This window comes from Nonomuraea sp. NPDC002799, assembly GCF_053592075.1.
In genome coordinates this window covers 104,905-127,562 of the sequence record NZ_JBSFVA010000006.1, presented here as the reverse complement: position 1 = coordinate 127,562, position 22,658 = coordinate 104,905, and the positions used below count along the sequence as shown (strand labels likewise).

At 69.3% G+C, this 22,658-nt stretch carries 20 protein-coding genes and 1 tRNA gene; 5 read left to right on the top strand and 16 right to left on the bottom strand.

Annotated elements, in window-relative coordinates; genetic code table 11:
- Positions 1 to 74 precede the first annotated feature (74 nt).
- The 11 genes from ACWD0F_RS14050 to ACWD0F_RS14000 form a co-directional block, all read right to left on the bottom strand.
- Positions 75 to 974, bottom strand: coding sequence for a glycosyltransferase family 2 protein (locus tag ACWD0F_RS14050; protein ID WP_449875236.1), 900 nt, complete (start codon positions 972 to 974; stop codon positions 75 to 77).
- The gene (locus ACWD0F_RS14045) at positions 971 to 1,867 is read right to left on the bottom strand and encodes a sulfotransferase family protein (RefSeq protein WP_449875234.1); all 897 of its coding nucleotides are present in this window, start codon (positions 1,865 to 1,867) and stop codon (positions 971 to 973) included. The genes ACWD0F_RS14050 and ACWD0F_RS14045 overlap by 4 nt, the downstream gene beginning before the upstream one ends.
- Positions 1,868 to 1,958: 91 nt before the next feature.
- Complete coding sequence (gene cysN / locus ACWD0F_RS14040; protein WP_449875232.1) at positions 1,959 to 3,221, bottom strand: sulfate adenylyltransferase subunit CysN; 1,263 nt, start codon at positions 3,219 to 3,221, stop codon at positions 1,959 to 1,961.
- Positions 3,221 to 4,135, bottom strand: a complete 915-nt coding sequence (gene cysD / locus ACWD0F_RS14035; protein ID WP_449875230.1) for a sulfate adenylyltransferase subunit CysD — start codon at positions 4,133 to 4,135, stop codon at positions 3,221 to 3,223. Before cysD ends, cysN begins: the two co-directional genes overlap by 1 nt.
- A 19-nt stretch (positions 4,136 to 4,154) precedes the next feature.
- Positions 4,155 to 4,919 (bottom strand): 3'(2'),5'-bisphosphate nucleotidase CysQ, encoded by a 765-nt coding sequence (locus ACWD0F_RS14030; protein WP_449875228.1) that lies wholly within the window; start codon positions 4,917 to 4,919, stop codon positions 4,155 to 4,157.
- Entirely contained in the window at positions 4,919 to 6,358 is a 1,440-nt protein-coding gene (locus tag ACWD0F_RS14025; protein ID WP_449875226.1) for a sugar transferase, read from the bottom strand. The genes ACWD0F_RS14030 and ACWD0F_RS14025 overlap by 1 nt, the downstream gene beginning before the upstream one ends.
- 117 nt (positions 6,359 to 6,475) lie before the next feature.
- Positions 6,476 to 7,060 (bottom strand): aminoacyl-tRNA hydrolase, encoded by a 585-nt coding sequence (gene pth, locus ACWD0F_RS14020; protein WP_449875224.1) that lies wholly within the window; start codon positions 7,058 to 7,060, stop codon positions 6,476 to 6,478.
- 68 nt (positions 7,061 to 7,128) lie between these two features.
- A complete protein-coding gene (locus ACWD0F_RS14015) occupies positions 7,129 to 7,737 on the bottom strand; it encodes a 50S ribosomal protein L25/general stress protein Ctc (protein ID WP_449875222.1) in 609 nt (202 codons plus the stop codon).
- Between the two features lie 225 nt (positions 7,738 to 7,962).
- Positions 7,963 to 8,940, bottom strand: a complete 978-nt coding sequence (locus tag ACWD0F_RS14010; protein ID WP_449875220.1) for a ribose-phosphate diphosphokinase — start codon at positions 8,938 to 8,940, stop codon at positions 7,963 to 7,965.
- Entirely contained in the window at positions 8,937 to 10,385 is a 1,449-nt protein-coding gene (gene glmU, locus ACWD0F_RS14005) for a bifunctional UDP-N-acetylglucosamine diphosphorylase/glucosamine-1-phosphate N-acetyltransferase GlmU (RefSeq protein ID WP_449875218.1), read from the bottom strand. The genes ACWD0F_RS14010 and glmU overlap by 4 nt, the downstream gene beginning before the upstream one ends.
- Positions 10,386 to 10,511: 126 nt before the next feature.
- Positions 10,512 to 10,583: transfer RNA gene (locus ACWD0F_RS14000), tRNA-Gln, on the bottom strand.
- A 300-nt stretch (positions 10,584 to 10,883) separates the two neighbouring features.
- Here ACWD0F_RS14000 and ACWD0F_RS13995 point away from each other — a divergent pair.
- From ACWD0F_RS13995 to ACWD0F_RS13980, 4 genes are all read left to right on the top strand, one after another.
- Positions 10,884 to 11,825 (top strand): acyl-CoA desaturase, encoded by a 942-nt coding sequence (locus ACWD0F_RS13995; protein WP_449875216.1) that lies wholly within the window; start codon positions 10,884 to 10,886, stop codon positions 11,823 to 11,825.
- A 46-nt stretch (positions 11,826 to 11,871) separates the two neighbouring features.
- The gene (locus ACWD0F_RS13990) at positions 11,872 to 12,867 is read left to right on the top strand and encodes a TetR family transcriptional regulator (protein ID WP_449875214.1); all 996 of its coding nucleotides are present in this window, start codon (positions 11,872 to 11,874) and stop codon (positions 12,865 to 12,867) included.
- Positions 12,868 to 12,956: 89 nt separating this feature from the next.
- Positions 12,957 to 15,017 carry an RNA degradosome polyphosphate kinase gene (locus ACWD0F_RS13985; protein ID WP_449875212.1) on the top strand — a complete coding sequence of 687 codons (2,061 nt, stop codon included), beginning with the start codon at positions 12,957 to 12,959 and terminating at the stop codon, positions 15,015 to 15,017.
- Positions 15,010 to 15,840 (top strand): NUDIX hydrolase, encoded by an 831-nt coding sequence (locus tag ACWD0F_RS13980; protein WP_449875210.1) that lies wholly within the window; start codon positions 15,010 to 15,012, stop codon positions 15,838 to 15,840. The genes ACWD0F_RS13985 and ACWD0F_RS13980 overlap by 8 nt, the downstream gene beginning before the upstream one ends.
- A gap of 69 nt (positions 15,841 to 15,909) precedes the next feature.
- Here the strand turns inward: ACWD0F_RS13980 and ACWD0F_RS13975 are convergent, their stop codons facing one another.
- Genes ACWD0F_RS13975 through ACWD0F_RS13960 form a run of 4 tightly spaced genes read right to left on the bottom strand, consistent with a single transcriptional unit; the run spans position 15,910 to position 19,733 of the window.
- Complete coding sequence (locus ACWD0F_RS13975; protein ID WP_449875208.1) at positions 15,910 to 17,088, bottom strand: cytochrome P450; 1,179 nt, start codon at positions 17,086 to 17,088, stop codon at positions 15,910 to 15,912.
- Positions 17,085 to 18,572, bottom strand: coding sequence for a CYTH and CHAD domain-containing protein (locus tag ACWD0F_RS13970; protein ID WP_449875206.1), 1,488 nt, complete (start codon positions 18,570 to 18,572; stop codon positions 17,085 to 17,087). Before ACWD0F_RS13970 ends, ACWD0F_RS13975 begins: the two co-directional genes overlap by 4 nt.
- A gap of 40 nt (positions 18,573 to 18,612) precedes the next feature.
- Positions 18,613 to 18,948, bottom strand: a complete 336-nt coding sequence (locus ACWD0F_RS13965) for a glyoxalase (protein ID WP_449875204.1) — start codon at positions 18,946 to 18,948, stop codon at positions 18,613 to 18,615.
- Between the two features lie 14 nt (positions 18,949 to 18,962).
- Positions 18,963 to 19,733 (bottom strand): trans-aconitate 2-methyltransferase, encoded by a 771-nt coding sequence (locus tag ACWD0F_RS13960; RefSeq protein ID WP_449875203.1) that lies wholly within the window; start codon positions 19,731 to 19,733, stop codon positions 18,963 to 18,965.
- 57 nt (positions 19,734 to 19,790) lie between these two features.
- On the opposite strand from ACWD0F_RS13960, the gene ACWD0F_RS13955 reads away from it, so the two are divergent.
- Entirely contained in the window at positions 19,791 to 20,318 is a 528-nt protein-coding gene (locus ACWD0F_RS13955; RefSeq protein ID WP_449875201.1) for a MarR family winged helix-turn-helix transcriptional regulator, read from the top strand.
- Positions 20,319 to 20,535: 217 nt separating this feature from the next.
- Here ACWD0F_RS13955 and ACWD0F_RS13950 read toward each other — a convergent pair whose 3' ends face one another.
- A complete protein-coding gene (locus ACWD0F_RS13950) occupies positions 20,536 to 22,497 on the bottom strand; it encodes an ABC-F family ATP-binding cassette domain-containing protein (RefSeq protein WP_449875199.1) in 1,962 nt (653 codons plus the stop codon).
- Between the last annotated feature and the right edge of the window lie 161 nt (positions 22,498 to 22,658).

The window sequence follows — 22,658 nt, the reverse complement described above, 5'->3', positions numbered from 1 at the left end:
CGGCGGCGTGGCGAGGGCCGGGACGCCCGGCGGCGGGGTCGTGGGAGGGGTGCTCGGCGGAGTCCCGGGCGGGGTCAAATGCCGTGTCCCCGGTCGTGCAGCAGCGCGAGCACGGCCGGCGCCGAGATCAGACCCGCCGCCACCGCGAGCGCGATCGGCGCCCGCGGCTCGCCCCGCCGGGTCGAGAAGGCACGCGCGGCCCAGCGAACGGCCTCCCGGCGCTGCCCCAGTGCCGCGTGGCTGAAGGCGAGCTGACCGTAGACCCGCGCCGCGCCGCGCGAGTCCACGGCCAGTTCAGGGTGCCGGGCCAGCATCCAGTCCAGCCCGGCAATCCGGTCCGCCCATCGGGCGGCATAGTGGGATCCACCCCACCGCACCCGGACGAGCGGCCGGTCGACATGGGTGATCGGCCGCCGCTTGGCCGCGCGCAGGGCGAGGTCCCAGTCCTCGTTCTGACCGGCGGGCGCGCTCTCGTCGGCCCACCACCGGCCGCGCTCGAACACGAACGTCGAGGAGTGCACCATCACCATCCGCGAGCGGACCAGATCGGCGGCGGTCACGACGGACGTACCGGCGAGGCGGGTCACCCGGCGGCGGCCGTGCTCGACCTCGACGCCGCAACTGGCGAACTCGCCGCCGTCCCGCAGCGCGCGCTCCTGCGCGGCGAGCTTGCCCGGCAGCCACACGTCGTCGTCGTCACAGAAGGCCACCAGATCGGTCTCGCAGGCGGCGATGCCGGTGTTGCGCGCCCCAGGAAGCCCCGGGCTGAGCCGGTTGGGCAGGACCCGCACCGAGGCGTCGGCCACCTGTTCGGCCACCTGTTCGGCCACCACGGCGGGATCGACGCCGTCGGCCACCACGAACACCCGGAGCTTCCCCGGATAGTCCTGGGCGAGCACGGCCTCGACGGCCTCGCGCAGGTGGCGCGGCCGGTCGCCGCACGTCGGGATCACCACGCCGACGGATCGCGTCACGCCGCCGCCCCCCAGTAGCCGTATTTGGCCCTGAGCGGGATCGTCAGCGCGTTGACCAGCCGCCGATCCCTCTCGGGCAGGCGCGACACCCACGAGTCGTCCCGGCGCAGCTCGACCCGCCCCACGTGGAAGCGCATGGGATTGCCGGAGACGGTGTGCGCGGGCCCGAGCCAGGCGGTGGTGCCGTCCAGGAACGGGAACTCCGGATCGGCCAGGTCGAGGCGGCGGGCCAGCGCCCGGAGGGTCGCCTCGGGTTCGGCGAGCAGGTCTTCGTAGCGGACCCTGGTCACGCGGGCCCCGCGTCCGGGCAGCAGCTCCAGCGCGGCGTTCTGGGCCGTCCAGTGGATCGCGGTGCGGGCGGGCGACCAGCGCGTCATGGGCTCGCCGCTCTCGGGGCGCGGCACGTTCCTGCCCCACGAGTGGGCGACGGCTCGCGGGTCCCTGACCACGTGCACGATCCGCAGGTCCACTCCGGCGGCCAGCAGGCAGCAGGCCAGTGAGGCGTGCTTGCTGGAGTCGATCACGATCCGCGCCTGCGCCGCTTCGTACACCCGCTGGTACGCCTGCGTGTACTCGGCCAGGTCACGATGGTGGATGCGCGGGATCCTGCGGGTGCGGTCGACCTTGTGACGGAGGGACAAGACTCGCCGCGCGTGCCCACGCGACCAGCCGCCGAACGCCCGCTGCCCCACCTGATGCCAGAAGGCGCAGGAGGGGAAGGCCACACCGCACCCGCAGAGCTCCTCCGCCAGCACACCTCTTTCCCAGAGGTGCACCACCTCACCGAGCGCCACCACGCCGGGCAGCTCCCCCAAGAGCCTTTCGAGCAGGGTGGTGCCGCTACGGCCCAGCCCGCCCAGAAAGATCACCCGGGTGGTAGCACGGTAGGTCACGGAGGAGAGCCTTCACGTTCGTCGGTACGGAACGCGAAGACCATAGCGCGGAGAGTAATCAGCCGGTCACAGAAGCGACAAAAGATCTACCTCAGCGGGAGTCGATGATCATGCCGGCGCCGACCGTGCCGTTCGTGGACTCATCCACCAGAATGAAGCCGCCGGTCATCCGGTTGCGGGCGTAGTCGTCCACGAACAACGGCTGCGTGACCCGCAGCGACACCCGCCCGATCTCGTTGAGCGACAACGACGTCGCCTCCTCGTCCCGGTGCAGGGTGTTGACGTCGAGCCGGTAGTGCAGCTCGCGGACGAGGGCGCGGGCCGAACGGGTGGTGTGCTTGATCATCAGTTTGGAGCGCGCTGACAACTTGAGCCCGTCGCCCATCCAGCAGACCATCGCCTCCAGCTCCTGGGCCACGTTCGGCTGGTTGTTGGGGCGGGCGATCATGTCGCCGCGCGAGATGTCGAGGTCGTCCTCGAAGCGCAGCGTCACCGACATGGGCGGGAACGCCTCCTCCACCGGGCCGTCGAACGTGTCGATCGAGGCGATCCTGGTGTTCAGGCCCGACGGCAGGTGCACCACCTCGTCGCCCGGCTTCAGCACGCCGCCCGCGACCTGGCCCGCGTAACCGCGGTAGTCGTGGAAGGCGTGGTCGGTGGCGCGCTGCGGGCGGATGACGTACTGGACGGGGAAGCGCACGTCGACCAGGTTGCGGTCGGAGGCGATGTGCACGTGCTCCAGGTGGTGCAGCAGGGAGGAGCCGAGGTACCACGGCATGTTCTCCGACCGCGAGACCACGTTGTCGCCGTTGAGGGCGGAGATCGGGATGAAGGTCAGGTCGGAGACGTTCAGCTTGGAGGCGAACGCCGTGAACTCCTCCCTGATCTCCTCGAAACGCTCCTGCGAGTAGTCGACCAGGTCCATCTTGTTGACGGCCAGCACCAGGTGCGGCACGCGCAGCAGCGTGGTCAGGAACGCGTGCCGGCGCGACTGCTCCAGCACGCCCTTGCGGGCGTCGATGAGGATGATCGCCAGGTCGGCCGTGGACGCGCCGGTCACCATGTTGCGGGTGTACTGAATGTGGCCGGGCGTGTCGGCGATGATGAACTTACGCTTCGGCGTGGCGAAATAGCGGTACGCCACGTCGATCGTGATCCCCTGCTCCCGCTCGGCCCGCAGGCCGTCGGTCAGCAGCGACAGGTCGGTGTATTCGGTGCCCCGGTCGCGCGAGGTGCGCTCGACCGCCTCAAGCTGGTCCTCGAAGATGGCCTTGGAGTCGAAGAGCAACCGTCCGATGAGGGTGGACTTGCCGTCGTCGACGCTTCCCGCGGTGGCAAAGCGAAGAATGTCCATTAGAAGTAGCCCTCTCGCTTACGGTCCTCCATGGCGGCCTCGGACGCGCGGTCGTCGGCCCTGGTGGCCCCGCGCTCGGTGATCCGGGTGACCGCGATCTCCTCGATGATCTCCTCGACCGTGGCGGCCGCGGACTGCACGGCGCCGGTGCAGGTCATGTCGCCCACGGTGCGGTAGCGCACCACGGCCTCGAAGAGCGGCTCGTCGTCGCCCCGCTGCACCACGTCGGAGTCGGGCAGCAACATGCCGTCGCGCTCGAACACCTTGCGGGTGTGGGAGAAGTAGATGGAGGGGATCTCGATGCCCTCACGCCTGATGTAGTCCCAGACGTCGAGCTCGGTCCAGTTGGACAGCGGGAAGACGCGGATGTGCTCGCCCTTGCGGATGCGCGCGTTGTAGAGGTTCCACAGCTCGGGGCGCTGGTTCTTCGGATCCCACTGCCCGAAGTCGTCGCGGAAGGAGAACACCCGCTCCTTGGCCCTGGCCTTCTCCTCGTCGCGCCGCGCGCCGCCGAACACGGCGTCGAACTCCTGCTCCTCGATCGCGTCGAGCAGCGTGGTGGTCTGCAGGCGGTTGCGCGAGGCGCGCCGCCCGGTCTCCTCCACGACCCGGCCCTGGTCGATGGAGTCCTGCACGCTCGCCACGATCAGCCGTGCGCCCAGCTCGGCCGAGCGGCGGTCGCGGAACTCGATGACCTCGTCGAAGTTGTGGTCGGTGTCGACGTGCATCAGCGGGAACGGGATCGGCGCGGGCCAGAAAGCCTTCTCCGCGATGCGGAGCATGACGATGGAGTCCTTGCCGCCGGAGAAGAGCAGACAGGGACGCTCGAACTCGGCCGCCACCTCGCGCATGATGTGGATGGCTTCGGCCTCGAGCACGTCGAGCTGCGACGTTGTGTAGTCGCGCTGGAGCATGGGAGCTTCCTCCGGCGGTTTAGCGATGCAGGTCCCGAATGCCGGCGAGCAACGATGCCGCCAGCTCCGGTAGGGAAACCAGGATATCTGGTAGTGAGGGGTCGGCTTGGTTGTAGGTCAGCTCGGAGCCGTCGATGCGGCTCGCGTGGGCTCCCGCCGCCTGCGCGACGGCGACCGGCGCGGCGGAGTCCCATTCGTACTGGCCGCCGGCGTGCACGTAGGCTTCGACCTCGCCGGTGAGCACGGCCGAGATCTTGGCGCCTGCCGAACCGATCGGCACGAGGTCGGCGCCGACGAGATAGGCCAGCTTCTGCACGAACTCCGGCGGCCTGGTGCGGCTCACCGCGATGCGGAAGCGCCCCTTCTCGTACGCGGGCAGCTTGGGCGGGGCGGCGGTCGTCAGTGTACGGCCCTGGGCGGGCAGCGCCACGGCGCCCGCGGCCAGCCTGCCACGCTCCCACAACGCCACGTGGACGGCCCAGTCGGGCCGGCCCTCCTCGGCGAACTCCCGGGTGCCGTCGAGCGGGTCGACGATCCACACCCGGTCCGCGCTCAGCCGCCGCGGGTCGAGCCGCTCCTCGCGGGTGGCCTCCTCCGAGAGCACGCTGTCACTCGGCCGCAGTCTGGCCAGCGACTCCATGAGCTGGACGTGGGCGGCCCTGTCGCCCTCGGCCCGCAGCGCGGCGGAGTCGGCGAACCCCAGGCGCTCGCGAATCGCCAGCAGCCGCTCCCCCGCCTCGGTCGCCAGGTCGGCGGCGAGGGCGTGGTCGTCGCGAATCGTCATCAATATGCTCCTTGCCCGCGGGCGACGGCCGACCAAGTCTTCCACAGGATCTGGAGGTCCAGCGTGAGGGACCAGTTCTCCACATAACGCAGGTCTAGACGTACGGATTCCTCCCAAGATAGGTCAGATCTTCCACTGACCTGCCACAGCCCGGTCAGCCCGGGCCGGACGAGGAGGCGTCTGCGCACGTCGTCACCGTAGCGTGCCACCTCATCCGGCAGCGGCGGCCGGGGGCCCACGAGCGACATGTGGCCCAGCACCACGTTGATGAGCTGAGGCAGCTCGTCGAGGGAGTGGCGGCGCAGCAGCGTGCCGAGCGGCGTGACGCGCGGATCGTTCCTGAGCTTGAACAGCAGCCCGTCGCGGTCGCTCACCAGGGTGACCTTCTGCTGCTCCGACCCGCGCCGCATGGTGCGGAACTTCACCATCGTGAAGAGCGCCCCGCCCTTGCCGACCCGCGTCTGCCGGAACAGCGCGGGCCCCGGGCTCGTCGCGCGGACGGCGATGGCCAGCCCCGCCAGCACCGGCGCCAGCAGCACCAGCAGCACGGCGGCCACCAGCCGGTCGAAGACGTTCTTGACCAGTTGCCTGGCCCCGGTCAGCTCCGGATGCTCCACGTGCAGCAGCGGCAGCCCGGCGACCGGCCGGATCGTGGTGCGCGGGCCCGCCACGTCCATCAGCGCGGGCGCGACCACCAGCTCGGTGTGGGTGCGCTCCAGCCGCCAGGCCAGCCGCCGCAGCGCCTGGCCGTCCATCTCGGGGCAGGCCAGCACGGCGACGGTGTCGGCGCCGAGCTGCTCGACCACGATGGCCACGTCGCTGAGGTCGCCCGCGACGGGCACCCCTGCCACCCGCTCGCCGTAGGCGCCGCCGGGCAGGCAGGCGGCCACGACGTCCATGCCGTGATGGCGCTCCTCGCGGAAGAGCTGCACCAGCTCGGCGACCGAGGCCGCGTGCCCGACCGCGACGACCTTGCGCATGCACTCGCCCGCGGCTCTGCGGCGGTGCAGCGAGCGGCGCAGGGCGTACCTGAAGATCAGCGTCAGGAACGTGATCAGCGGCAGCGCCAGCACCACGTAGCCGCGCGCGACGTCGGTCTTGGTCACGTAGGAGCCGATCGCGGTGCCCGCGATCAGGGCGACCCCCGACTGCAGCACCCGGCGGAACTCCTCGGAGCCGAAGCCGAGCATGCGCGGCTCGTACGCCCTGTTGAGCGCCACCGCGCAGCACCACACGACCGGCAGGGCCAGGCTGACCAGCAGGTACGGCAGCACGTACGGGGTGAAACCGCCGAACCTGACGGAGAACGCGGTCGCGGCCCCGAGACCCGCCCCGCACAGATCGGCCAGCACGGCGTGCAGGCGGTAGACGCGGACCCACGAGGGTGTGCGCGGACTGACGCGCCAGGAGGACACATGACCGGATCTGACGACGGTCATGAGCCCTTCACGAGCTTGGCCGCGCACGGACGCCTCCAGGTGACCATTCCTGAACGGATGGTCACTGATCGTAGTCGCGTGCGGGCGGCCGAACCGGCGAACGGCCCTATGCGGTGATCAGCGAGGAGGGCCGGAAATGTTCAGGTCAGCGCGGTGGAAGTCGTTCTGGGTGGTCTCCAGGTCGCGGGTCATCAGCGACTCCACGATGTCGGCCGCCCGGTCGACGAGGAAGGGCAGGTCCTTGCGCTCCATGGTGGCGAAGTCCTTGAGCACGAAGGAGGCGGGGTCCATCCGGCCGGGCGGGCGTCCGATGCCGAAGCGGACCCGCAGGTAGTCGCGGGTGCCGAGGACCCTGGTGATCGACTTGAGCCCGTTGTGGCCGTTGTCGCCGCCGCCGAGCTTGGCCCGCAGCGCGCCGTAGGGCACGTCGAGCTCGTCGTGGACGACGATCAGGCGCTCGGGGCCGATCTTGTAGAAGTCGCAGAGCGCCTTGACGGGGCCGCCGGACAGGTTCATGAAGGTCAGGGGCTTGGCCAGGATGGCGGGGCGCGTCTCGCAGACCTCGGCCCTGCTCTTGTGCGCCTTGAAGCGCCCGCTCGCCCGGGCGGCCAGCTCGTCGAGCACCATGAAGCCCGCGTTGTGCCGGTTGCCCGCGTACTCGGGCCCCGGATTGCCGAGTCCGGCGATCAGCCAGCGATCCATACGATCCCCTCACAACGGAACGGGACGGCTCGAATCCGGCCGCCCCGTTCACACGATGAAACCCGTCGTCACTCGGCGGCGGGAGCCTCGGCGGTCTCGCCCTCGGTGGTCTCGGCGGTCTCGCCCTCGGCCGGCTCCTCGGTCGGCTTGGCGATGACCTGCAGGATGACGGTCTCGGGCTCGGCGATCAGCGTCGAGCCCTTGGGCAGCTTGAGGTCGGCGGCGGTGACCACGCTGCCGATCTCCAGGCCCTCGACGTCGACCTCCACGCCGGTCGGGATGTGGGTGGCCTCGGCCTCGATGGCGATCGAGACGAGCTGCTGGTCGAGCAGGCCCTCGCCGTTGACGTCGCCGACGGTGGTGACCGGGATTTCGACGGTCACCTTCTCGCCGCTCTTGACCAGGAGCAGGTCGACGTGCTCGACGAAGCCCTTGATCGGGTCGCGCTGCACGCCCTTGGGCAGGGCCAGCTCGTCGACGCCCTCACCCGCGAGGCGGATCAGCACGTTGGGCGTGCGCAGGGCGAGCAGCAGCTCGTGACCGGGCAGCGTCAGGTGCTTGGGGTCGATGCCGTGCCCATAGAGAACGGCGGGCACCTTGTCGGAGCGGCGGATCTTGCGGGCCGCGCCCTTGCCGAAAACGGTGCGGGGCTCTACGGCGATACGGACTTCGGACATCGACATCTCCTAGGGATGCTCAGGGGATCGGATCGTTGAACGCTCTCCCTCATCCGCCCTAGCGGAAGGCGTTACGAGCGCAACCTGACCAGTCTACCGCGCCGCCCGCCGGGCTCAGCTCGGCCGACGGCACGGCGGGCGAATCGCGGCCGGCTCGGGCGACTCAGCGGGCGGCTCGGGCAGGGCCGCGTCGCGGCTCAGGTGCCGCGGCTCAGGTGCCGCGGCTCAGGTGTCGCCCTCGAACAGGCTCGTCACCGAGCCGTCCTGGAAGACCTCGGTGATGGCGCGGGCGATGAGCGGCGCGATCGACAACACGGTGAGCTTGTCGAACTCGTTGCCCGGCGAGAGCGGCAGCGTGTTGGTGACGATGACCTCGGAGATCCGGGAGTTCTTCAGCCGGTCGACCGCCGGGTCGGAGAAGACCGCGTGGGTGGCGGCGACGATCACGTTGGTCGCCCCCTGGTCGTACAGGGCGTCGGCGGCCTTGCAGATCGTGCCCGCGGTGTCGATCATGTCGTCGATCAGCACACAGGTGCGGCCCCGGACCGTGCCGACGACCTCGCTGACCTTCACGGAGTTGGCCACGTCGAGGTCGCGGCGCTTGTGGATGAAGGCCAGCGGCGTGCCGAGCGTGTCGGCCCAGCGCTCCGACAGGCGCACGCGGCCGGTGTCGGGCGAGACGACGGTGGTGTTCTCCAGGTCGAGCTTGTTCTTGAGGTAGCTCTCCAGCACCGGCATGGCGAACAGGTGGTCGACGGGGCCGTCGAAGAAGCCCTGGATCTGGGAGGTGTGCAGGTCGATCGACATGAGCCGGTCGGCGCCCGCGGTCTTGAACAGGTCGGCCATGAGCCTGGCCGTGATCGGCTCGCGGCCGCGGCTCTTCTTGTCCTGGCGGGCGTAGCCGAAGAACGGCATGACCACGGTGATGCGCTTGGCGGAGGCCCGCTTCAGCGCGTCGACCATGATGATCTGTTCCATGATCCACTTGTTGATGGGCCCGGTGTGGCTCTGAAGGACGAAGGCGTCACACCCGCGTACGGACTCCAGATAGCGGGCGTAGATCTCGCCGTTGGCGAAGTCGATCAGTTTGGTGGGGGTGAGGGAGACGCCGACGTGCTCGGCGACCTCCTCGGCCAGCTCCGGATAGGCCCGGCCCGAGAAGAGCATGAGGTTCTTCTCGCCCGGCTGCTTGATGCTGGTCACTGATTCTTCTCCTGCTCTTGCTCGGCCAGCGCCCGCTCGGCGGCCGCGGCCGATTTCGTGCCCGCGCGCCTGCGCAAGACCCATTTCTCGATGTTGCGCTGCCGCGCTCTCGCCACCCCGATCGCGCCGGGGGGCACATCGCCGTCGATGACGGACCCGGCTGCCGTGTAGGCGCCGTCTCCGACCGTCACCGGAGCGACGACCATGGTGTCGCATCCGACGAACGCGCCGTCGCGCACCGTCGAGCGATGCTTGTTGACCCCGTCGTAGTTGACGAACACCACGGCGGCGCCGATGTTGACGTCGTCGCCGATGGTGGCGTCTCCCGCGTAGGACAGGTGGGGCACCTTGGAGCGCTCGCCGACCTGGGTGTTCTTCATCTCGACGAAGGTGCCGGCCTTGGACTTGCGGCCGAGCACGGTGCCGGGGCGAAGATAGGCGTAAGGGCCGACGCTCGCCTCGGGGCCGATCTCGGCGCTGTCGCAGACGGCGTTGCGCACGACCGCCCCCTCGCCGACGCGGGTGCCGGTCAGCGTGGTGCCGGGACCGATCTCGGCGCCGGCCTCGATGACGGTGTCGCCGTGCAGCTGGGTGCCGGGGTGGATGATCACATCGGTGGCGATCCGCACGCCGACGTCGATCCACGTGCCGGCCGGGTCGATGATCGTGACGCCCGCGCGCATGTGCTCTTCGAGCAGGCGCTGGTTGAGCACCTTGCGGGCGGCGGCGAGCTGCACCCGGTCGTTGACGCCCTCGACCTCGACGAAGTCGACGGCCACGCAGGCGCCGACCCGGTGGCCGTCGCCGCGCAGGATGGACAGCACGTCGGTGAGGTATTCCTCGCCCTGGGCGTTGTCCGTGGAGATCCGCTTGACGGCGTCGGCCAGCAGGGCGCCGTCGAAGGCGTAGATGCCGGAGTTCATCTCCTTGATGGCGCGCTGCTCCGCGCCGGCGTCCTTCTCTTCGACGATCTCCAGCACGGCGCCGCTCTCGTCACGGATGATGCGCCCGTAGCCGGTGGGGTCGGGCACCTCGGCCGTCAGGACGGTGACCGCGTTGCCGTCGGTCTCGTGCCGTTCGAGCAGCGCGGTGAGGGTCTGGGTGCGCAGGAGCGGCACATCACCGTAGGTGACCAGGACCGTGCCGGAGATCGTGCCGACCTCTTCGAGCACGGTGCGCACGGCGTGACCGGTGCCGCGCTGCTCCCGCTGGACCACGGCGCGCGCGTCGGGGCTGGTGGCGGCCAGATGGCCGCCGACCCGCTCGAGCGCGTGGCCGATGACGACGATGAGCTGCTCGGGACCGAGCTCGCGAGCCGCCGCGAGCATGTGGTCGACCAGTGCGCGTCCGCACAGCTCGTGCAGGACTTTGGGGGTCTGACTCTTCATCCGGGTGCCCTCGCCGGCGGCGAGGACGATGACGGCTGCCGGGCGTGGCACACTCACGGACTGAGGCTCCCTGTGACTGGACGGATCAGGGCATTTGGTGCGGCTACCGCACCGCTACCCTCCCGACACCGTGAGGATACCTGGCTCTCGCCCGGGCGCTTCCGCTGGGGCGGCGCCTCAGAGCTCCCGGAAGAGGATTCGAACCCCTATAAAGTGGACCAAAACCACTTGTCCTGCCGTTTAGACGATCCGGGACAGTTCGGACACGTGGCGTCCGACACCTTCTACGATACCGAGCCCGCGGGCCCGCGCGCGCCCGTAATTAGACCGCATCCCCGCCCCCGCGGCTGAATCTCCTGGTCACAGCAGGGGTCATGGCATACCGGTCACCTAACAGAGCGCCCTAAAAGACGCAAGCCACGAACCCTACCCGTCTTGCCCCGCGGAGTGCGACCTTCCGGCTATTCCCCACTTAGGTCTTCCTAACTTACGCTGGCGTAGGTTACGGTAGCGTAGCCAGGACATTCGACCCATACATGCCGTCGGAGGTAGCTCATGACCGTTGTCGCCGAGCGTCCAGCCCCTTCCCCGAAGCCGGACTTCGAACCCGAACCGAAGTCGAAGGCCGAAATCGTCATCTTCGGGCTCGTGGTCGGGCTCCCGCTCGTGGCATTCGCGGTCGCGGTGCCGCTGGCGTGGGGATGGGGACTACTCGGCTGGACCGACGTCGCCATCGCGTTCGTCTTCTACGTGGTCTCGGGGCTCGGCGTCACCGTCGGCCTGCACCGCTACTTCACGCACGGCTCGTTCAAGGCCAAGCGGCCCCTGAAGATCGCGCTGGGCATCGCGGGCAGCCTGTCGCTGGAGATGTCGGTGCTCGACTGGGTCGCCACGCACCGCAAGCACCACAAGTTCTCCGACAAGGACGGCGACCCGCACTCGCCGTGGCGCTTCGGCCCCGGCTTCAAGTCGATGACCAAGGGCCTGCTCTACGCCCACATGGGCTGGTTGTTCGAGAGCGAGCGCACCAACAGGGAGAAGTACGCCCCCGACCTGTGCAAGGACAAGGACGTCGTCAAGCTGCACAAGTGGTTCGGCGCGCTCGCCGTCATCTCGCTGGTGCTGCCCGGCCTGCTCGGCCTGCTCATCACCTGGTCCTGGCAGGGCGCGCTGACCGCGCTGTTCTGGGGCACGCTCGTCCGCATCGGCCTGCTGCACCACGTGACCTGGTCGATCAACTCGATCTGCCACGTCTTCGGCGATGAGGCCTTCGAGGTACGCGACAAGTCCCGCAACGTGTGGTGGCTGGCCATCCCCTCCTTCGGCGAGTCCTGGCACAACCTGCACCACTCCGAGCCGACCTGCGCCAGGCACGGCGCGCTCAAGGGCCAGATCGACCTGAGCGCCGGCCTGATCCGCATCTTCGAGAAGCTGGGCTGGGCCTACGACGTCCGCTGGCCGACCCCCGAGCGCCTGGCGGCGAAGCGCATTGCCTGAAGCCCTCGCTCCTGCCATGAGCGGCCGCGCGACATCGGCCGTCATTATGGAGACCGTGACCGAACCCCGATCCCGCAGACGTATGTCCGGTAGCGAGCGAAGAGAGCAACTGATCCAGATCAGCCGCACGCTCTTCGCGGAGAAGGGGTTCGACGGGACCTCTATCGAGGAGATAGCGGCTACCGCGCAGGTGTCGAAACCCGTGGTGTACGAACATTTCGGCGGCAAGGAAGGCGTTTACGCGGTCGTGGTCGACCGCGAGATGCAGAAACTGCTCGGCATGATCACCGGCGCGCTCTCCGCCACCCATTCCCTGGTGAAACTCGAACGCGCCGCGCTGGCCCTGCTGCGCTATATCGAGGAGAGCAGCGAGGGCTTCCGCATCCTGGTGCGCGACTCGCACGCCGCCTCCGGCACGGGCACGTTCGCGAGCCTGATCAGCGAGATCGCCAGCCAGGTCGAGGACGTCCTGGCCGACGAGTTCGCCGCGCGCGGCTACGACCCCAAGCTCGCGCCGATGTACGCCCAGATGCTGGTCGGCATGGTCGCGCTGACCGGCCAGTGGTGGCTCGACGTGCGCAAGCCCGGACGCGAGGAGGTCGCCGCCCACCTGGTCAACCTCGCCTGGAACGGCCTCACCGGGCTCAATCCCGACCCGTCGATCACCGCGGCGACGACCCGCGAGCAGGCGGCCCTCGCCAAGCCGCGCACCAGCGACAAGGAACTGCGCGAGCTGGAGAAGGCCAGCGAGAAAGAACTGCGCGAGGCGGAGAAGGCCAGCGAGAAGGAACTGCGCGACCTGGAGCGGGCCAGGGAGAAAGAACTCAAAGAGACCGAAAAGGTCCGCCAGCGGGAGCTGAAAGAGGCCGAAAAAGCCCGGGTGCGCGAGCTGAAGGAGCGCGAGCGGCTGCTGAAGGAGGCGGAGAAGGCCCGGGAACGCGAGGAGAAGATCCGCCAGCGGGAGGCCAAGCTGGCCGAGCGGGCCGCTCGCCTGGAACAACAGGTGGATCCACGTCTTGAACAGGCGGACCGTCCTGAGTGACGATGGTGTAGAGCAGGGCTGACCATCCAGAGTGAGCCGTTGCGGCTACGTTAACGTTCTGTTCAACCGAACGGGGCAATATAGGTCATATGTCCGCGGATCCGGTGCACCCTGCCAACGACCTGCCTCTGCCGCAGGAGCGGTTTCTCAACCGCGAGGAGAGCTGGCTCCAGTTCAACGAGCGGGTGCTCGCCCTGGCCGAGGATCCCACGCTCCCCTTGCTGGAGCGGGTGCGTTTTCTCGCCATCTTCGCGAGCAACCTGGATGAGTTCTTCCGCGTCCGCGTGGCGGGGCTCAAACGCCGCATGGCGACCGGTCTGCTGCGGCGGACCAAGAGCGGGCTGAAGCCGCGCGAGGAGCTCGTCAGGATCGCGGCGATCGCGGACGAGCTGGCCAGGCGGCACGCGGCCACCTTCCACGAGAAGATCTCCCCTGATCTGGCGATCGAGGGCATCCAGATCGCCAGGTGGGAGGATCTGGGCCGCGAGGAGCGCACGGAGCTGCGCAAGCTGTTCAGGGAGCGGATCCGGCCGGTCCTGACCCCGCTGGCCGTGGACCCCGCCCACCCTTTTCCGTATATTTCCGGCCTCAGCCTTAATCTGGCCGTTCTGGTGCGCAATCCGGCGACCGATCATACGGTTTTCGCCCGGGTCAAGGTTCCTTCGCAGTTGCCCAGGTTCGTACAAGCCTCTAAAGAGCGATTTGTTCCGCTTGAAGACGTTATAGCGGCGCATCTGGGACAGCTTTTCAAAGGCATGGAGATCCTCCAGCACCACGTCTTCCGCGTCACCCGCAACGAGGACCTCGACGTGGACGAGGACGTCACCGAGAACCTCATGCAGGCGCTGGAGAAGGAGCTGCTCAGGCGGCGTTTCGGCCCTCCCGTGCGGTTGGAGGTCGAGGACACGATCACCGCCGAGGTGCTCGCGCTTCTGGTGGACGAGCTGGAGCTCGCGCCGCACGAGATCTACCGCCTGCCGGGGCCGCTCGACCTGTCGGGGCTGCACGCCATCGCCGACCTGGACCGCGGCGAGCTCGGTTACCGGCCGTTCGTGCCGGCCGAGGTGATGAACGCCGAGGACGACATCTTCTCGATCCTGCGCGAGCGCGACGTGCTGCTGCACCACCCCTACGACTCGTTCGCCACCAGCGTGCAGCGCTTCATCGAGGCCGCCGCGGCCGACCCCAGAGTCCTGGCGATCAAGCAGACCGTCTACCGGACCAGCGGCGACTCCCCCATCGTGGACGCGCTCATCGACGCGGCCGAGGCCGGCAAGCAGGTCGTGGTGGTCGTGGAGATCAAGGCCCGCTTCGACGAGCACGCCAACATCTCCTGGGCCCGCAAACTCGAACGTGCCGGCTGCCACGTCGTCTACGGCGTGGTCGGCCTGAAGACCCACTGCAAGCTCGCGCTCGTGGTGCGCCAGGAGGCCTCCGGCGAGCTGCGCCGCTACTGCCACATCGGCACCGGCAACTACAACCCCAAGACCGCCCGGCACTACGAGGACTTCGGCCTGCTCACGGCCGACCCGCTGGTCGGCGAGGACGTCACCGACCTGTTCATCCACCTGACCGGCTACTCCAACCACTCCGCCTACCGGCGGCTGCTGGTCGCGCCGCACTCCATGCGCAGCGGGCTGCTGGCCAGGATCGAGCGGGAGATCGCGCACCAGCAGGCGGGGCGCCCCGCCCGGATCCGGATCAAGACGAACTCCCTGGTGGACGAGCCGATCATCGACGCGCTCTACCGGGCGTCCAGGGCGGGCGTTCCGGTGGATCTGTGGGTACGCGGCATCTGCATCCTCCGCCCCGGCATCCCCGACCTGTCCGAGAACATCCGCGTCAGGTCGATTCTGGGGCGCTTCCTGGAGCACTCCCGGGTCTACGAGTTCGGCCTCGGCCGGCGGCCCGAGGTGTGGATCGGCAGTGCCGACCTGATGCGCCGAAACCTGGACCGCCGCGTCGAAGCCCTGGTCAAGGTGACCTCGCAGCAGCACAAGGCCTATCTCGTCGAGCTGATGGACCTGGCCATGGCCGAGACCACCAACGCGTGGCTCCTGAACGCCGACGGCACGTGGGCCCGCCACCTCGGCGAGGATCTGCAGAACCGTCTCATCGGCACCCGCCGCTGGAGGACCGTTGATGACTGACCTGCTCCGGGCCGCCGGAGCCGTGGTCTGGAGGGGTGCGGAGCACCGCCCCGAGGTGGCCGTCATCCACCGCCCCCGCTACGACGACTGGACCCTTCCCAAGGGCAAGCTGAAGTCCGGGGAGCACGTGATCGCCGCCGCCCTGCGCGAGGTGCACGAGGAGACCGGCCTGACCGTCCTGCTCGGCCGGGCCCTGCCGCCCGTCCACTACATGAGCGACGGCCGGCTCAAGCGGGTCGACTACTGGGCGGCGCGGGTGGCCGCCGACGACGGGTTCGTCCCCGGCGATGAGGTGGACGAGCTGCGCTGGGTGCCGGTGGAGGAGGCCAGGCGGCTGCTGACGTACGAATGGGACATGGGGCTGCTGCGGGCGCTGGGGGTCGCGCCGCTCGTGACCGTGCCCCTCGTCCTCGTACGGCACGGCACGGCCGGCTCCAGGGCCGAGTGGTCCGGCGACGACACGGCGCGCCCGCTCGACGCCGACGGCCGCTCCCAGGCCGCCGGTCTGGCCACCGCGCTGGCCGCCTACCGGCCCGATCTGCTGCTCAGCTCGCCCAGCGCCCGGTGCGTCCAGACGCTGGAGCCGTACGGTGGCGAGATCAGGACCGAGCCGCTGCTCAGCGAGGAAGGCCAGGATCCGCAGAAGACCCCCGCCCTGGTCAGGGACATCACCGCGCCCGCCGCGGTGTGCAGCCACGGGAAGGTGCTGCCCGAGCTGATCGAGGCGCTCGGCGGCAAGACCGTGCACCTGCGCAAGGGTGCTTTCGCCGTGCTGCAACGGGCGGGGCGGCACGTGGTGAGCGTCGAACGCCACCCGACGTGACACACCGACCACCCGACCTGACACACCAATCGCGCGGCCTGACACCCGTCGGACGCCACGCGGCTCAGCTCACCACAGGACCGGCAGCCGGGCGAAGCCTTCGGTGATCCTCCCCTCGTTGCGCGGCAGCTCATCGGCCGGCACGGCCAGCCGCAGGCCCGGCAGGCGCTGGAACAACTTGCCGAAGACGGCCACCAGCTCGACCCTGGCCAGGCTGGCGCCGATGCAGAAGCGCGGACCGTACCCGAAGCTCAGGTGCGGCGCGTCTGACGGCGGCCGGCGGATGTCGAACACATCCGGCTCCGGATAGATCCGCTCATCCCGGTTGGCCGCGCCGGGCGTGATCACGACGGCCTCACCCTTGCGGATCGTGCGGCCGTCGAGCTCGATGTCCTCGTGGGCGTACCGGGGCAGGCCGTGCAGGCTCGGCGCGGCCAGCCGCAGGATCTCCTCGACCGCGCCGGGCGCCAGCCCCGCGTCGGCCTTGAGCAGGTCGAGCTGGTCGGGGTTGGCCAGCAGGAGCAGCACGCCGAAGTCGATGCGGTTGACCGTGGTCTCATGCCCGGCGAACAGCAGCGCGCCCGCGAGCTGCGCGATCGCCCCGTCGTCGTCCAGCTCGTCGACCAGGTCCGACAGCACGTCCTCGGCCGGCTCGTGCCGCTTGCGCTCGATCAGGCCCGCCATGTACGCGCCCATCTCCTCGCGCGCGGCCTCCCCGATCTGCGGGTTGAGCATGTCGCCCATGCGCCCGGACACGCCGCTGAAGTACTCCCGGTCCTCGTAGGGAACGCCGAGGAGCCGGCAGATGACCAGCACCGGCAGCGGGAAGGAGAGCTCGGCGTGCAGGTCGACCGGCGGCGTCAGCGCGGCCAGGTGGTCGAGCCGCTCGTCGACCAGCGAGCCGACATGGCCGGTGAGCGCCTTCATCCGGCGCGCCGAGAAGGAGGGCATGAACAGCTTGCGCATGCGCTCGTGCTCGGCCTTCTCCGTGGCCACGTCGCCCCGAGGGCCGCCGAGCAGCGCCGAGCCCGACAGGCGCGCGGCCTTCTCCGGCTCCGGGTGGGAACGCCCCAGACGCGGGTCGTTGAACAGCTTGCGTGCCTCTTCGTACCCGCTGACCAGCCAGACGTCGTCGCCCATGCGGGTGCGTACCCTCGCGATGCCCTCCTTGGCCCGCAGATCCCGGTACGCCGAGGGCACTTCCAGCAGGCTGTCGCGTTCGAAGGGGATGACCGGAAGATTGCTCATAGAACCTTCCTCACTGCCTTGACGGTTTCCGCCCAAACTCTGGGGAACTCGGCGTGGGCCCGCTCGGCCGTGCTGCGCTCGATCCCGATGAGCAGGCCGTACGTGAAGGTGTCCTCGCCTGCCTGCCGGGCGCTCTCCGCCTCCTTCGCCAGCGTCTCCTGAGCGACCACGCCGTCCTGGTGCGCTCCCAGTATCTCCTGGATGTCCTCCGAAAGCTTGGCCAGCTTGCCCATGTTTCCGCCGATGGCCGGTTGGAGCGCCTCAGCGGTGTATCGAGCGCGTTTGGCCGCCTTGCGCACGTCGTGCATGGCGATCTCGCGGCGTTCCGGGTCGTCGATGGCCTGGGCGGTGTCGTAGGCCCTGGTCACCCGGTTCCAGTTGGTCTTCGCGATGGCGCTGAGCTTCTCCCGCGCCGGCTCGGCCGCCGCCTTGCCCAGGATCGGGTCCGAGACGAGCTGGTCGAGCGCGTTGAGAAGGGCGTAGTAGCGGTCGCCGCTGAGCGCCTCCTCGACCCGCGTGTACGCCTGCTGCTCGCGTTCGTGCAGATCCGTGCCGAGCCTGTTCTGGATGGGGCCGCTGACCAGCTCGGGAGCCAGGGAGGCGAGCGTCTTGGCGAACCTGGCCCTGATCACCTCCAGGTCGCGGACCTCGCCGAGCACGGTGCCGAGCCAGCGCAGCTCCTCCTGCACCTCGTCGGTCTTGACGACAACGGCCTTGAACGCCTTCAGCGCGCTGCGCAGCCGGCGGGCGGCCACCCGCATCTGGTGCACGGCGTCCTCCTCGGCCCTGCGCACGCGCGGGTCCTGGGACAGCAGGGCGGCTACCTGGCCGGCCAGGTAATCGACCACGATCTGGGCGGCCGTGCCCGGCTTCGTGGGCGCCTTGGGGAGCGGAGCGGGTTCGAGCAGCTTGGCGAGCTTGCTGGTGGCCTCCGAGGGGACGGCTCCGGCCTTTCTGAGCCGCTTGCCGACCTTGGCCAGCAGCGACCGCTCGCCGTCGAGCAGCTCCGCCTCGACCTCGCGCCACCGGACGATCCTGACCTCTTCGCCGTACACGGTGCCCTTGACGCGGTCGTCGGCGATCTCGACGAGCTTGGTGTCGCCGTCGTGCAGGACGCTGATCGTCCGGCGGGTCTCCAGCTCGGCGACGACCCGGAGCTCGGCTCCACGGGTGTAGGCCCGGACGAGCTCGGCCAGTTCGGCGGGCACGACCTTGGTGCTGCGGGTGAGCGGAGAGGTGATCTCCTGGCGCGCGCCCTTGGCCTTGGGCAGCTTCAGGTGCCAGCCGGCATCCGCGCCGCCGCGCCTGCGTCTGAGCGTGACGCCTCTGGAGGCCAGCCTCAGATCGGGCGTGTCGTAATAAAGAGCCACAAGCTGGTAGCTCTTCGGGCCGACGACATCGCCCAGACCGCTCAGGTCCGGAATCGTGTACTCAGGGGAGACGTCGTATTTGTCCTCGATCTCGATGCCCACTGCACCTCGCAAGTGTCCGATTTCGGCCCATGATGCCACCGCTGGGTGAACATCACACGGGTTGCAGGAGTTCGATTCTGTTGCCTACCGGGTCAGAGAGATAGATCCGCCGGTAGCCAGGCAGGAACTCGTCGGGCGTCTGGGCGGCGTACGCGTCGAGGTCGTCGACCAGGAACGCGGGGTGCGCCTTGCGCGCCGGCCTGAAGTCGTCCTCGATGCCGAGGTGGATCTCCACACTCTCTCCCCTGAACCAGACGCCGCCACGCTTGGCCAGCTCCGGCGGCTTGGGCACCTCCTTGAGGCCGAGCACCCCCTCGTAGAACTCCCTTAACATCGGCTCGCTGCCCTTGGGCGCGGCGAGCTGGACGTGGTGCAGACCTCTGATCATCCGTTTGCCTCCGGTTATTTCTGGGCCACTACGAAGATCCTTCTGAACGGGAAGGGAGTGCCGTAGCTCCTGGCCGGATACACCTCTTCGAGAGTCCTACCCAGGTCGCGCGCGAATCGGCGCTGCTCGTCCGGGTCGAGCCGGTCGAAGATCGGGCGCAGGGCGGTGCCGGACACCCAGTCGAGCACCGGGTTCTCACCGTGCAGGACGTGCGTGTACGTCGTCTCCCACGTGTCCACCTGGGAGCCGCCCTGGTTGAGCAGGTCCAGATACTCCATCGGGTCCCCGACCGGGTTTCCCCTGGTGAGGTTGCTGAGTTTGTCGGACCAGGTACGCGAGGCGCACAGCTCGCGGATGGCCACGTGACTCGGGGCGTCGAAGTTGCCCGGCACCTGGAAGGCCAGCCAGCCTCCGGCCGCCAGCCCGTCCATCCAGTGCTCCAGCACGTCGCGATGCTCGGGCACCCACTGCAGGACGGCGTTCGAGACGAGCACGTCGATGGGGCGGTCCGGCCGCCACGTGGCCACGTCGGCGACCGCGAACCTGACCGGCGTCTCCAGCTTGCGCGCCTTCGTGATCATCGCGGGCGAGGAGTCGAAGCCCTCGATGGTCGCGTCGGGCCAGCGATTGCCCAGCTCCACGGTGAGTTCGCCGCTCCCGCAGCCGGCGTCCACGACATAATCGGGAGCGACCGCCCCGACTCTGGAGATCAGCTCGATGAACGGCCGCGACCGCTCGTCCGCGTAGACGGCGTAGGTGACCGGATCCCACATATCTCTTGACATAAAGATAATTGATATCGAGAGAGATATCTCGATGTCAAGACAGTACACTCGTGTGTCATGACGGAGGATGCTAGAGACGAGGTTGACAGCCTCGTCGCGGCCTGGCGAGCAGAGCGTCCCGACCTCGACGTCGAGCCGCTCCAGGTGCTCTCCAGGGTGTCACGACTGGCCAAACATCTCGACCGGGCGCGACGGGCGGCGTTCGCCGAACACGATCTGGAGCCGTGGGAGTTCGACGTCCTGACGGCGCTCCGGCGGGCCGGCAAGCCGTACGAGCTCAGCCCGGGAGCCCTGCTGCGCGCCACGCTGGTGACGTCGGGGACCATGACCAACCGCATCGACCGGCTCGCCCAGGCGGGGCTGGTGCGGCGGCGGCCGGATCCGGAGGATCGGCGGGGGGTGCTGGTGTCCCTGACCGACACGGGGCTGACGCGGGTGGACGCGGCGTTCGCGGATCTGTTGCGCAGGGAGCGGGAGTTGCTGTCCGGGCTGGGCGGCGACGATCAGCACGTTCTCGCCGCACTCCTCCGCACCCTGCTCGCCCCGTTCGACTCCCCCTTGCGAGGTCCGTCTCCCACCGCCTGAGCTTGTCTCCTCTGCGGCGGGGCCACGTTGCCCGGACCCGCCGACGCCAGTCGCCGTCCGGTCCCGATGATCGCGGACGCGGCGGCGTCTCAGCGTGGAATCACCCAGTCCGGCGTCCAGGTCCCGGCCTCGTCGTGGCCGGTCGCCGTGGCGGCGAGGTGGGCGCGGAGGGTGGTCAGCGCTGGATGGAGGGCCGACTGACGCCACCCCATCGTTGTCAGTCGCCGAGGCGGTCGGCCATCTCCAGCCACTCGCCTTCGATCGTGTCCTTCTGGGAGATGACCTCGCGGAGCTGGGCGTCGAGGCTGCCCAGCTTGGCGTAGTCGCTGGCCGCCTCCGCCATGGCCGCGTGGAGGCGAGCCTCCTGACCGGTCAGCTTGTCGATCTGCCGTTCCAGGCGGTTGAGCTCTTTGCGGAGCTCGCGTTCCTCCTTGGCCGAGAGAGCGGCCTTTCCCTGCTCAGCGGCCGAACCGGACGATTCCACGCCGCCCGTGCCGCCCGCGCCGGCCGTCGTGCCCGAGGCGGCACCCGATCCACCGGAACCACTGATTCCAGCCGCTCCCCCGGAATCCGGCGATCCGGCGGTGCCGGTGGAACGGCCGGACATGGTCGCGCCGGCGGAACGGACGCTGCCGGCGCCGGCCGGGTTGGCCGTCGGGGTGAGGCGGGCGGTCACGGCCGTGCCGGCCGCTCGCCGTTCGAGATATTCGTCCACCCCGCCGGGCAACATCGACAGCCGGCCGTCACCCAGCAGCGCCACGCACCGGTCGGTCACCCGCTCCAGGAAGTAGCGGTCGTGGCTGACCAGGATCAGCGTGCCGGGCCAGCCGTCCAGCAGGTCTTCGAGCTCGTTGAGCGTCTCGATGTCGAGGTCGTTGGTGGGCTCGTCGAGCAGCAGCACGTTGGGGTCGTCCATGAGGAGCCGCAGCAACTGCAGCCGCCGTCGCTCGCCGCCGGACAGGTCGCCGACGAACTTCCACTGCGCCTCGCCCCGGAAGCCGAGGCGTTCGAGGAGCTGGGAGGCGGACCACTCCTTCTTGCCGAGCAGGAGGTACTTGCGTACTTCCTCGACCGTCTCCAGCACCCGCCGCGACGGGTCGAGCTCGGACAACTCCTGGGACAGATGCGCCAGGCGCACCGTCTTGCCCCTGTTCACGCGCCCCGAATCCGGCTTGATCGTGTCAGCGAGCAGCCGCAGCACAGACGACTTGCCGGAGCCGTTGACCCCGATCAGGCCGATGCGATCGCCCGGGCCGAACTGCCACGTGAGGTGATCGAGCACCAGCGGCCCGGTGCCCGGCCCGCCGGCGTGCAGGGTGACGTCTTCAAGGTCGTAGACGGTCTTGCCGAGCCGGGCGGAGGCGAACCGCATCAGCTCGACGACCTCGCGGGCCGGCGGCTCGTTCGCGATCAGGGCCTGGGCCGCGTCGATGCGGAACTTCGGCTTGGACGTACGGGCGGGCGGGCCGCGGCGGAGCCAGGCGATCTCCTTGCGCATGAGGTTCTGGCGGCGGTCTTCGGTGGCTTGGGCGATGCGCGCCCGCTCGGCCTTGGCGAGCACATAGGCGGCATAACCGCCTTCATACCGCTCGACCCGCCCGTCCACGACCTCCCACGTACGGGTGGACACGGCGTCCAGGAACCACCGGTCGTGCGTCACGACCACCAACGCGCTCCTCCGGCTGCCCAGATGCGCGGCCAGCCAGGCGATGGCCTCGATGTCGAGGTGGTTGGTGGGCTCGTCGAGCATGAGCAGATCATGGTCGTCGATCAGTAGCTGGGCCAGCGCCGTACGCCGGCGCTCCCCGCCCGAGAGGTCGGCGGCCCTGGCGTCCAGGTCGAGGTCGCCGATCAGGTTGGCGAGAATCTCGCGGACCCGCTGATCCCCCGCCCACTCGTGCTCGGCCAGCCCGCCGAGGACGATCTCCCCTACGGTGGCATCGGGGGCCAGGGTGTCCTGCTGCGACAGGAACCCGACCCGCAGGCTGCGGTTGTGAGTGACGCGGCCGCTGTCGGGGCGGACGGCGCCGGCGATGACGGACAACAGGGTCGTTTTACCGCCCCCGTTCAGGCCCACCACACCGATGCGCTCCCCGGCCTCGACGCCTAGAGATACGTTGCTGAGGAGCGGCTTAGGCCCATAAGCATGGGAGACCGACTCAAGATTGACCAGATTCATGGCCTCTCCAGACTATCGGCTCCCCACCCGCCTCCCGCCCGTCCAGCCGCGCTCCGGGCGTGGTCGCACGCCTGGCATCCCGGAGACGGCGGCGTCTGTGGTCTTCATGCCCTGGGCAGGTTGAACGAGCGAGGCACCTCGGAGACGAAGAGGCGGACAGC

Excerpts from the sequence above, each read along its gene's own strand:
- ACWD0F_RS13955 (WP_449875201.1), top strand. The coding sequence starts at position 19,791 with ATGACGGAGGATGCTAGAGACGAGGTTGACAGCCTCGTCGCGGCCTGG.
- cysN (WP_449875232.1), bottom strand. The coding sequence starts at position 3,221 with ATGGACATTCTTCGCTTTGCCACCGCGGGAAGCGTCGACGACGGCAAG.
- ACWD0F_RS13990 (WP_449875214.1), top strand. The coding sequence starts at position 11,872 with ATGGAGACCGTGACCGAACCCCGATCCCGCAGACGTATGTCCGGTAGC.
- ACWD0F_RS13950 (WP_449875199.1), bottom strand. The coding sequence starts at position 22,497 with ATGAATCTGGTCAATCTTGAGTCGGTCTCCCATGCTTATGGGCCTAAG.
- ACWD0F_RS14015 (WP_449875222.1), bottom strand. The coding sequence starts at position 7,737 with ATGTCCGAAGTCCGTATCGCCGTAGAGCCCCGCACCGTTTTCGGCAAG.
- ACWD0F_RS13985 (WP_449875212.1), top strand. The coding sequence starts at position 12,957 with ATGTCCGCGGATCCGGTGCACCCTGCCAACGACCTGCCTCTGCCGCAG.
- ACWD0F_RS14025 (WP_449875226.1), bottom strand. The coding sequence starts at position 6,358 with ATGACCGTCGTCAGATCCGGTCATGTGTCCTCCTGGCGCGTCAGTCCG.
- pth (WP_449875224.1), bottom strand. The coding sequence starts at position 7,060 with ATGGATCGCTGGCTGATCGCCGGACTCGGCAATCCGGGGCCCGAGTAC.
- ACWD0F_RS13960 (WP_449875203.1), bottom strand. The coding sequence starts at position 19,733 with ATGTCAAGAGATATGTGGGATCCGGTCACCTACGCCGTCTACGCGGAC.
- ACWD0F_RS13980 (WP_449875210.1), top strand. The coding sequence starts at position 15,010 with ATGACTGACCTGCTCCGGGCCGCCGGAGCCGTGGTCTGGAGGGGTGCG.
- ACWD0F_RS13975 (WP_449875208.1), bottom strand. The coding sequence starts at position 17,088 with ATGAGCAATCTTCCGGTCATCCCCTTCGAACGCGACAGCCTGCTGGAA.
- ACWD0F_RS13965 (WP_449875204.1), bottom strand. The coding sequence starts at position 18,948 with ATGATCAGAGGTCTGCACCACGTCCAGCTCGCCGCGCCCAAGGGCAGC.
- ACWD0F_RS13995 (WP_449875216.1), top strand. The coding sequence starts at position 10,884 with ATGACCGTTGTCGCCGAGCGTCCAGCCCCTTCCCCGAAGCCGGACTTC.
- cysD (WP_449875230.1), bottom strand. The coding sequence starts at position 4,135 with ATGCTCCAGCGCGACTACACAACGTCGCAGCTCGACGTGCTCGAGGCC.
- ACWD0F_RS14030 (WP_449875228.1), bottom strand. The coding sequence starts at position 4,919 with ATGACGATTCGCGACGACCACGCCCTCGCCGCCGACCTGGCGACCGAG.